The sequence below is a fragment of the Amycolatopsis sp. NPDC049868 genome (assembly GCF_044461365.1).
Lineage (GTDB): Bacteria > Actinomycetota > Actinomycetes > Mycobacteriales > Pseudonocardiaceae > Amycolatopsis.
Map to the genome: position 1 here is coordinate 369,084 of NZ_JBITKV010000009.1, position 6,973 is coordinate 376,056.

9 protein-coding genes are annotated in these 6,973 nt (G+C 67.3%); 3 read left to right on the plus strand and 6 right to left on the minus strand.

From position 1 onward, the window contains the following. Position 1: 1 nt before the first annotated feature. Positions 2 to 1,342 carry an NAD(P)-binding domain-containing protein gene (locus ACIBTM_RS32550; protein WP_395880978.1) on the minus strand — a complete coding sequence of 447 codons (1,341 nt, stop codon included), beginning with the start codon at positions 1,340 to 1,342 and terminating at the stop codon, positions 2 to 4. A 103-nt stretch (positions 1,343 to 1,445) separates the two neighbouring features. On the opposite strand from ACIBTM_RS32550, the gene ACIBTM_RS32555 reads away from it, so the two are divergent. Continuing rightward, a complete protein-coding gene (locus ACIBTM_RS32555) occupies positions 1,446 to 2,279 on the plus strand; it encodes a helix-turn-helix domain-containing GNAT family N-acetyltransferase (protein WP_395880979.1) in 834 nt (277 codons plus the stop codon). A gap of 55 nt (positions 2,280 to 2,334) precedes the next feature. After that, positions 2,335 to 2,574: a hypothetical protein gene (locus tag ACIBTM_RS32560; RefSeq protein ID WP_395880980.1), complete on the plus strand. Its 240-nt coding sequence runs from the start codon at positions 2,335 to 2,337 to the stop codon at positions 2,572 to 2,574. 7 nt (positions 2,575 to 2,581) lie between these two features. Here ACIBTM_RS32560 and ACIBTM_RS32565 read toward each other — a convergent pair whose 3' ends face one another. Both ACIBTM_RS32565 and ACIBTM_RS32570 read right to left on the minus strand, forming a co-directional pair. Continuing rightward, on the minus strand, positions 2,582 to 3,901 hold the full coding sequence (locus tag ACIBTM_RS32565; protein ID WP_395880981.1) for a DUF4474 domain-containing protein: 1,320 nt from the start codon (positions 3,899 to 3,901) through the stop codon (positions 2,582 to 2,584). After that, on the minus strand, positions 3,898 to 4,206 hold the full coding sequence (locus ACIBTM_RS32570; protein WP_395880982.1) for a hypothetical protein: 309 nt from the start codon (positions 4,204 to 4,206) through the stop codon (positions 3,898 to 3,900). Before ACIBTM_RS32570 ends, ACIBTM_RS32565 begins: the two co-directional genes overlap by 4 nt. 402 nt (positions 4,207 to 4,608) lie before the next feature. On the opposite strand from ACIBTM_RS32570, the gene ACIBTM_RS32575 reads away from it, so the two are divergent. Then, complete coding sequence (locus ACIBTM_RS32575; protein WP_395880983.1) at positions 4,609 to 5,079, plus strand: RICIN domain-containing protein; 471 nt, start codon at positions 4,609 to 4,611, stop codon at positions 5,077 to 5,079. Positions 5,080 to 5,130: 51 nt separating this feature from the next. On the opposite strand, the gene ACIBTM_RS32580 is transcribed toward ACIBTM_RS32575, so the two are convergent. The 3 genes from ACIBTM_RS32580 to ACIBTM_RS32590 form a co-directional block, all read right to left on the minus strand. Continuing rightward, the gene (locus tag ACIBTM_RS32580; protein WP_395880984.1) at positions 5,131 to 5,697 is read right to left on the minus strand and encodes an AAA family ATPase; all 567 of its coding nucleotides are present in this window, start codon (positions 5,695 to 5,697) and stop codon (positions 5,131 to 5,133) included. 163 nt (positions 5,698 to 5,860) lie between these two features. After that, on the minus strand, positions 5,861 to 6,475 hold the full coding sequence (locus ACIBTM_RS32585) for a GPR1/FUN34/YaaH family transporter (RefSeq protein ID WP_395880985.1): 615 nt from the start codon (positions 6,473 to 6,475) through the stop codon (positions 5,861 to 5,863). Positions 6,476 to 6,559: 84 nt separating this feature from the next. Then, positions 6,560 to 6,853: a hypothetical protein gene (locus ACIBTM_RS32590; RefSeq protein ID WP_395880986.1), complete on the minus strand. Its 294-nt coding sequence runs from the start codon at positions 6,851 to 6,853 to the stop codon at positions 6,560 to 6,562. Between the last annotated feature and the right edge of the window lie 120 nt (positions 6,854 to 6,973).

Below are 6,973 nucleotides of genomic sequence, written 5' to 3' on the forward strand. Positions count from 1 at the left end.
GTCAGTTCGCCGCGGCCGATGGTGCGGACAGCGTCAGGACCTCCGCCTCCGGCGTGGCGCAGCACCCACCAGCCGCCGCGTCGTCCGGCTCGTCGAACAGTCCGGCGCCACCGCATACGCCGGTCTCGACCATGTGCAGTTCGACTCGCGCGGCCGCTTCGTGGTCGCCGGCGAGTTCGGCGGCGATGCTGCGGACCTGCTCGTAGCCGGTCATGGCGAGGAACGTCGGTGCCCTGCCGTAGCTCTTCATCCCGGCCAGGAAGAAGTTCTTCTCCGGGTGGGAGAGTTCCTTCGCGCCGTGCGGGTAGACGGTTCCGCAGGAATGCACGTTCGGATCGATCAGCGGCGCGAGCGCTACCGGCGCCTGCAGTGCCGGGTCCAGCTCCAGCCGGAGCTCGGACAACCAGGTCAGGTCGGGCCGGAATCCGGTCAGTGTCACCACCTCGTCGACCTGTCCGATCCGCTGCCCGGCCGAGGAGATCAGCGTGAGCCTCCCGGTGTCGTCGCGTTCGAGCGCCTCTGTGCGGAACCCGGTCACGACGGTGATCAGCCCGGACTTCACCGCCGCCTGCGCCCGCAGGCCCAGCGCGCCGCGCGCCGGGAGCTGGTCAGCTTCACCGCCGCCGAAGGTGTTGCCGACCGACCCGCGCCGCAGTACCCAGCTGATCCGCGTATCCGGCGCGTCCTTTGCGAGCCCGGACAGCGCGACCAGCGCGGTCAGCGCCGAATGCCCGCTCCCCGCGACCACCACATGCCCGCCCGCGTACCGCGCCCGCACCGCCGGGTCGCCCAGATCCGGTACACGGTAGGCGATCCGGTCCGCCGCGGCCCGTTCGCCGATGGCGGGAAGTCCTTCCCCGCCAAGAGGGTTCGGCGTCGGCCAGGTCCCCGAAGCATCGACGACGGCCCGCGCCGCGATCCGCTCTTCCGAGCCGTCCGCGGCGCGGACGTGCACGGTGAACGGCTCCTCGTCGCGGCCGCTGTCCACGACACGATCCCGGCCTCGCCGCGCGACACCGACCACCTCGGCATCGAACCGCACCCGATCGGCGAGCGCCGTCGCCAGTGGCCGCAGATACCGCTCGGCCCAGTCCGAACCCGTCGGATACGTGTCGCCATCGGGTCGTGCCCAGCCGGTGTCCTCCAGCAACCGCCCGGCCGCCGGAGCGACGAGCTCCGACCACGCCGAGAACAACCGCACGTGATTCCACTCGGCCACCGCCGCGCCCGCCTCCGCGCCGCGTTCCAGCACCAGCGGCTCGAAACCCCGCTCCACCAACTCGGCGGCCGCTGCCAGCCCCACCGGGCCCGCGCCGATCACCACGACAGGAAGCTCGTTCATCCCCATGCACCTTTCATCGATCTGTCTCGATTGAAGCGATGTCGGGACTGTATCGACCGGGATCGATTGACGCAACCATCGATTCTGGTCGATACTGTGCGGTATGACCACGGTTGTGCCCGTTCTCCTGCCCGAGCGTGAAGCCGCGACCTACGCCGGCTGGTTCGCCTGTCTGGCCGAGCCCATGCGGGTCAAACTTCTGCACGCGGTCGCGACCTCGCCTCGTGGCCTGACCGTCGGCGCGCTCACGGAGATCCTCGGAACCAGCCAGTCGACGTGCTCCCACCACGTGCGAAAACTGGCCGAGGTCGGCTTTCTGCACCTGCGCAAAGAGGGCACGGCCACGGTCGTGACGATCAACCAGGCCTGCTGCAGCGGACTACCGCATGCCGCCGACGCCGTGATGGGCCTGCTCGCCCCGCGGCCGTGCTGCCCGGAAAACCTGCCGGAGGACGTCGTCGTCCGCGCGCTGCACGAAGACGACTGGGACTCGGTCCGCCGGATCTACGGTGAAGGAATCGCCACCGGGATCGCCACGTTCGAAACCGAGGTCCCCGCCCGTGAAGCACTTGACGCGAACTGGCTGACCGGCCATCGGTGGGTCGCCGAAATCGGCGGCGAGGTCGTCGGCTGGACGGCCGCAGTTCCGGTTTCGGGGCGCGAGTGCTATCAGGGGGTCGCCGAGACATCCGTGTATGTCGCGGAAAGCCACCGTGGCCGGGGCGTGGGTAAGGCCTTGATGCACAAGCAGGTCACGGAAGCCGACGCGGCCGGGCTCTGGACACTGCAGACCTCGATCTTCACCGGCAACCGTGCCTCCATCGCCTTGCACCAGAGTGCCGGCTACCGCACCGTCGGCATCCGCGAACGTATCGCCCGGCGTGACGGCGCCTGGCAGGACACCGTTTTCCTCGAACGCCGCGGCCCGGTCGGCTAGAGACGCTCCCGGCGATTTCGGGCCCGGATCTTCGTTCACCGCTTAGAGTGGGTTCATGAGTGACCCGGAGCAGCTGGCCCGTACGTTGCGGGCCACGGCCAGGAACGCCGCGACCACCGCCCTGCGCGAGGGGCTCGAAGACATCGAAGAGCGCCACGGCCGGCGCGCAGCCGACGAGGTCGCCGGACTGATCGACGTCGACGGAGTGTTCGCCGGGCTGCGCGAAACCGAGAGCCCGCGGCGAAGCGGTGATGACGATGAGCCGTGGGAGTTCAAGCGGGAGTCCTTGGCCTGAACGGAGCTCACTTCTCCCAGGTGTAGCTCAGGGCCGGTGGGTCGTCGGTCGTCTTGGTGACGGTGAGGTGCTGCTTGGGGTGCGCGGCGGCCCATCGGGTCATCTCGTTGTAGAGCTGGTCGCGCAGGCCGGTGTCCCGCACTTCGATCGTGGCGCGCTGGGCGAGCTGACTCGGGTCGACGTCCGGGTCGGTGCGGATCGCCAGGTTCCAGAAGTGCTTCTTGTCGGTGCCGTCGGCGCCTTGGCCGTCGTTGGTGAAGTAGACCTCGTCGGTCGTCTTGTTGTAGATCGTCTGGGTCACCTTGATCTGGTCGTCGCCCTGGGCGGCGTTGAAGTAGCCGGACGGGTCCGAGGAGCCCGGTTCGCGGGTGTAGAACCCGACCTCGCCGCCGAACGCGCCGCCGAACCCGTAGCCGCCCTTCCACAGCTCCAGCCGGTATTGCTTGCCGGTCTTCGGGTCGGTGAACTCCATGTTGTCGCCGTCGTCGCCGGTCTTGTCCAGCTTCGCGCCGATGAGCTTTTCCAGCTTGTCGTACAAGTCGTGCCAGCCGAGGAAACTCTGCACCGAGTGTTCGCCGGTGGTGTAGTAGTCGCCGTTCGCGACGTACTTGAAGCCGAGGTAGTCGTAGATCTTCTGAGCGATCTCGCGGTTCTGCAGAAGCAGTTCCCAATTACCGGTCAGCAGGGCGGCCTTGAGTCTCGGGTCGTTCTTCACCAGCTCGGCGAAGCCCGGGATCTCACGCAGCATGATCGCGGCGATCTCGGCGAGGTTCCGCTTCCCCGAGCCCGCGAGCTCCCAAACCTGGCCCGTTTTGTTCCGCAGTTCGAGGCCTTCGGCGAGCAGGACCGCGTCGTAGCCGAGGATGATCCGTTCCAGGTCGGCGAGCACGATGAGGGCCCGTGCCTTGATCGCCTTGTCCTGTGCCCAGGCGAAGACGATGTTGCCCTTGCCGTGCGAGAGGTCGTCCCAGACGCCGTCCAGCTTCTTCTCCAGGGATTCGGCGTCCGCGAGATGGCTGCGGGCGTCGCCTTGAGCCTTGGCCAGCGCGTCGCGGACCACCTCGAACGACTTCGCCGACTCTTCGAGATCCCGGGCCTGGTCGTCGCGGTTCTTCTGGAAATCCGCCAGCGACGCGAGCGCCGATTCGCCGGCTCCGCCATGCCAGCTTTCGGCCAGCTGTACACGGACCGCCTCGACCAGCGATTTGGCGTCCAGTACGGCTTCCTTGGTGGCCCGGCACGCCCGCGCCCGATCGTCCAGCTCGGTCGTACTGCCCTTTTCCACCTGATCGCAGAGCCCGCGGATCTTGTCGAAGACGGAGCTCATCGGTCGATTCCTTCGAAGCCTTTGTCCAGTGCCTTAAGGAAAGTGTCGCGGGCGGCCGAGTCTGTGCGGTCGTAGCTCTTCGCGGCGGCCTGGATGGCTTCGACCAGGCTGGTGACCTGCTGCTGTGAGGCCGCCAGATCCTCCTGCCGGGTCAGCAGCCAGACGTCGTAGTCCGCCGCGAACCCGGCGGCCCGATGGGTGGCACCGACGTTCGGCGCGCCGCCGGGGGCGAGCGTCGGAGGCTTTCCCGCGGAGAGCTTGCCCGCCGCGCTGCTGATGTCCGCGACATCGACCTCGAAACCCACGGCACGTCCTCCCCGCCCCCGAGTGACACTTCGCCTGGGCAATGTAACACTCAACTCCTGCTTTGGCGCCCGGTTCCCACTTTCGGCCGCATCGTGGATCCTGCTCGCCGACGTCGGCGGGGTCCGCGGCGTCCGAGTGGGTGACCACGCTGGCCCGAACGTGGGAGCGTCGGCGATGAATCGACGTGTCGCGTGATCACGCATACCTCCATTGGAGTGTTTTCGGTGATCGATCCGCGAAATCGGGTCGACCAGGCGCTAACGTCGATTTCGGTTCGGGGGATCGAGAATTTCGGAACACATCTGCGTCGATTGAATTGCGTGATCGCTGGGAACGTCGAAATGTTCGATTCAGTCGGAAAACAATGACGGCCGTCTGGCCTGATCGCGAGGAGAATCATCATGGCACGTAAGAGAATGCTGGCCAGGATCGCCGCGGCCACCGCGTCGACGGCATTGGTGTTCACCGCGGTACCCGGAGTCGCCACCGCGTCCGCGCAGGCCGAGTCGCTTTTCTGGATCAGGTTCGCCGCAGGTGTTCAGCGTTGTCTGGACTCCAATTCCGCGGGCAGCGTGTACACGCATGTTTGTCAGGACAGGAACAATAATCAGAAGTGGAACAACTACGCTCCGGGAAAGTTCAAGAACAAGGCGACCGGGCTGTGCCTTGCCGCCGGGTCGTCGTCGGTGTTCGCCGGGTCCTGTGAGGTCAATGCCAGCGACTGGAGGACGTCGTCCACGACGAACAAGTACTTCACCAATGTGTCGACCGGTCTCTGTCTGCACAACAGCGGTGGCCAGGCGGAGGCCGTCGGGCTGCGGGTCTGCCGTGCGGGAACCGCACTGTGGACCGTGACGAAGCTGAGGAGCTGACCGGGAGCCAAGGCGGGCGGGTTCACAGACCACAAAGTCCTCTGTGCTGTGTCACGGGGTGTCGGCCTGCGTCGCGTCGAGCGCGTGCAGGAAGCGCGCGTACGACTCGTCTTCCGTGATGCCGGTCGTGTCGAGCCGGATCGCGTGTGGACGCCGAGCCAGGTACTCGGCAAGGTGACCGCGGATCCGGTCGATCAGTTCGGAATCGGGATCTTCCAGCATCGTCTGGAGCCGTGCCTCGACGAAATTGGCCGGACGCTTGCCGCGCAGGCGTCGCAGATGTTCGTGGTCGTCGACGAGGAGGACCACTTCGAGGTAAGTGGCTCCAGAGGCGCGTGCTGCCGCTTCGAAGGCCGGATCCGGATCGCGGTCGTGAACGGTCACCAGTTGCGGGAGGATCACGTCGTGTCCATCGCGCAGATGTCGCGCGGCCATGTCCCGGCCGTGGCCGCGGGCTATCTCCAAGGCCGCGAAGAAATTCTCCCGCCATCCACCGATCAACCCCGTGAGCACATCCAGATCGAGGGCGAGCGTTCCCGGATGCTCGTCGGCGTAGCGGCGGGCGAGAGTCGACTTTCCCACACGGGAGAGACCATTGAGATGAATCAGACGCGCCATGGCGAGACCCTATGCTCTGGCTCGGCCAGGTGGCCTCGACGCGGGAAACCACGGGGCGTCGAAGGCGTTGGTTCTGCCGCCACTTCGGCTCGATGTTCCGTGTTGTTCTCCCTGGCGCCATACCGCCGGCGCCAGGGAGAACAACACGGCTTTCGCGTCCGGGTCAGGTCAGTACGGGGCGGCCCAGCGGCAGCGGCTTGCCGCCCGTCGCGGCGGACACCGCACCGGCGAACAGGTACACCCCGACCGCGGTGAACGCGAACACGGCGTATCCGCCCGCGGTGGTGGCCGCGGTGGAGCCGCCCACCGTGCCGTACAGCACCAGCGCGAGCGCGATGTCGACCAACACGAACAGCACCGTGAACGCGGCGGGCAGGCGCAGTGTGGTCAGGGTCAGCAGGACGATCGTGACCAGCCAGGCGATCAGGAACAGGCCCTGCGTCGCGACCGCGGCGTCGGGGGTGATGCCGAACCAGCCGTGGATCAGGCCGAGCACCAGCGCCGCGTAACTGAGCCAGAACCCGGCGAACACACCGAATACGGCGGCGACGGCGCTTTCGCCCAGCGCGGCGGCCCACACGGCGGCGACCAGCTGGCCGACGCCGGTCGCGGGCAGGATGATCGCGATCGAGGCGCCGACCGCGGCGGTGGGTACGTAGCCGGTCAGCACCAGGCCGAGCGCGGTCGCACCGACGATGAAGGTGGGGACGCCGATCAGGGCGGGGTCGCCCGCCGGGGCGGATCGGGCGGGGGCTTCGGTGGCAACGGCAGTGGTCATCGTGTACTCCTCGTTGAGCTGCGAATGATCCTTGAGTTCGCCGCGGTCCACCGGCCTTGCGTGGCCGGTGGACCGCGCCCCCCATTACTTGGCCCTGGGCCACATCCTCGACAGCTCAGGGTGGTCGTCGTCGAGCAGGCGATGCGCCAGCGCGATCGCCTCCTTCGGATCGATCTGGTCGTAAGCCGAATCCCCGTGCGCGACACTCTCGAAGACGTCCGCGAGCTGGTTCGCCGCGGCGGGGGACAAAGTGGTGTCCTGGCTGCATTCCGCGTAGCGCAACCGAAGCACGCCGGCGGCCTGCAGCATCAAGGAGCAATAAGTGTCGTGTGCGGCCGGTGCCCGGCGGGGCCGGGCATCCGCCCTCTTGCTTTCCACGCCGACTCCCTTCCTTTCACGTGCCGGTGTTATCGGGTGGCGCGTTGTTTGAGTTCTTTGGCCGCGGCGGCGGGGTCGGTGGCGTTGTAGATCGCGCCTCCGGCCACGGCGACTTTCGCT

Excerpts from the sequence above, each read along its gene's own strand:
- ACIBTM_RS32555 (WP_395880979.1), top strand. The coding sequence starts at position 1,446 with ATGACCACGGTTGTGCCCGTTCTCCTGCCCGAGCGTGAAGCCGCGACC.
- ACIBTM_RS32565 (WP_395880981.1), bottom strand. The coding sequence starts at position 3,901 with ATGAGCTCCGTCTTCGACAAGATCCGCGGGCTCTGCGATCAGGTGGAA.
- ACIBTM_RS32560 (WP_395880980.1), top strand. The coding sequence starts at position 2,335 with ATGAGTGACCCGGAGCAGCTGGCCCGTACGTTGCGGGCCACGGCCAGG.
- ACIBTM_RS32580 (WP_395880984.1), bottom strand. The coding sequence starts at position 5,697 with ATGGCGCGTCTGATTCATCTCAATGGTCTCTCCCGTGTGGGAAAGTCG.
- ACIBTM_RS32550 (WP_395880978.1), bottom strand. The coding sequence starts at position 1,342 with ATGAACGAGCTTCCTGTCGTGGTGATCGGCGCGGGCCCGGTGGGGCTG.
- ACIBTM_RS32585 (WP_395880985.1), bottom strand. The coding sequence starts at position 6,475 with ATGACCACTGCCGTTGCCACCGAAGCCCCCGCCCGATCCGCCCCGGCG.
- ACIBTM_RS32575 (WP_395880983.1), top strand. The coding sequence starts at position 4,609 with ATGGCACGTAAGAGAATGCTGGCCAGGATCGCCGCGGCCACCGCGTCG.